The sequence below is a fragment of the Kocuria subflava genome (assembly GCF_012163155.1).
Taxonomy (GTDB): domain Bacteria; phylum Actinomycetota; class Actinomycetes; order Actinomycetales; family Micrococcaceae; genus Kocuria; species Kocuria subflava.
This window is the reverse complement of the sequence record NZ_JAAVUN010000074.1, coordinates 1-1,405: the sequence shown is the minus strand read 5'-3', so window position 1 is coordinate 1,405 and position 1,405 is coordinate 1. Positions and strand designations below refer to the sequence as shown.

Sequence of the window (1,405 nt, the reverse complement as noted above, 5' to 3'; positions counted from 1 at the left end):
TGAATCTCCTATGTATGTCAAGCAGCCGCCGCAGGTGTGATCGTGGCGTTGAGTTGCCTGTAGATCTGACGGGCGAGGTAGCGCTTGAGCGAGCGGCGGATCTCGCGCGGGGTGCGCCCCTGCGCGGTGCGCTTGTCGACGTAGGCGCGAGTCTCGGGGTCCATGCGCATGCGGGTGACGACGGCCATGTGCAGGGCGCGGTTGAGGCGTCGGTCGCCGCCGCGGTTGATGCGGTGTCGAACGGTGTTGCCGGATGAGGCCGGGATGGGGTTGACGCCGGCCAGGCTGGCGAAGGCGGCTTCGGAGCGGATCCGGCCGGGGTGCGACCACGCAGCGTAGGCGATCGCGGCGGTGACGGGTCCGATGCCCGGCTGGTCCAGCAGGCCCGCGGCGGGGCTCTCGTTCAACAGGGTGGTCATCTGGCGGGTGAGGTCGCCCAGCTCCCTGTCGGCTGTGCGGACACGCTTGGCGAGGCGGACGGCCTCGGCGCGGGCGACGCCGATGGAGAGCTCCTCGGCGCGGGCGCGCCACGCGGCGATCTCGCTGATCCGGCCGGTGTTGAGGGTGCCTCGGGCATCGATCCCCAGGTCGACGACCCGCAGCAGCGCGATCAGGGCGTTGATCGCGGCGGTGCGCTCGTTGGTGATGTGGTCGCGGGAGGCGATCAGGATCCGCAGGGCGGCCCGGGCTCCCTCGTCGGTGCGCGGCAGACGCAGCTGGGTGTGGTCGAGCGGGAGGGCTGCTTGAGCGATCCGGCGAGCGTCCAGGGGGTCGGACTTGCCCACGCCGCGGTTGGCGCGAGCGTTCATCCGTGGTGCCTCGGCCACGGCGTACCCAGCATCGGCAGCTGCACGCGCCAGGCGGGCGCCGTAGGTGCCGATGCCCTCGATGACCCAGAGCGCGTCGAGGTCCGCGCCGGTGCGGCGTGCGACCCAGGCGACGGCACGGGCAAGGCCGGCAGTCGTCGCTGGGAACTGTGCCTCATCGAGGACCTCTCCGGTCGGGCAGGCCAGCACGGCGAGTGCATGGGTTCGGGCGTGGGCGTCTACGCCGATGACGAATGGGCGGGTGTGCGCGAGGATCGACATGGTGATCGACGTTCCTTCCTCGTGACGGGGATGTGATGTCTCGGTCGCCAAGCGGCTGGCACCGGCCCGGGTAGAGGTCACGTCGGGGCATATCTGTGATGGGCCACGACCCCGTGAATCTAGATGGGGTCGGACAGTCTCCTGATCAGGTCACCGAGGTGGGCCGGACGGTGCCGGCCGCGCTTCCCAGCGTGGACAATTCAACGGAAGAGCACCGCCGAAGCGGGCCAATTGCTTCGAGAGTCACACGCTGTTCAGCGCGACCGGAACCATCCTGACCAGCCGGTCCCGGACCAGCCAGGTAGACACTCACAGAT

General features: G+C 69.8%; 1 protein-coding gene. It reads right to left on the bottom strand.

The window, feature by feature from the left end; genetic code table 11:
- Positions 1-17: 17 nt before the first annotated feature.
- Complete coding sequence (locus GTW58_RS12995) at positions 18-1,088, bottom strand: IS110 family RNA-guided transposase (protein ID WP_168023549.1); 1,071 nt, start codon at positions 1,086-1,088, stop codon at positions 18-20.
- Between the last annotated feature and the right edge of the window lie 317 nt (positions 1,089-1,405).

Bases quoted from the DNA above. Each gene is read 5' to 3' on its own strand.
- GTW58_RS12995 (WP_168023549.1), bottom strand. From the start codon at position 1,088: ATGTCGATCCTCGCGCACACCCGCCCATTCGTCATCGGCGTAGACGCC.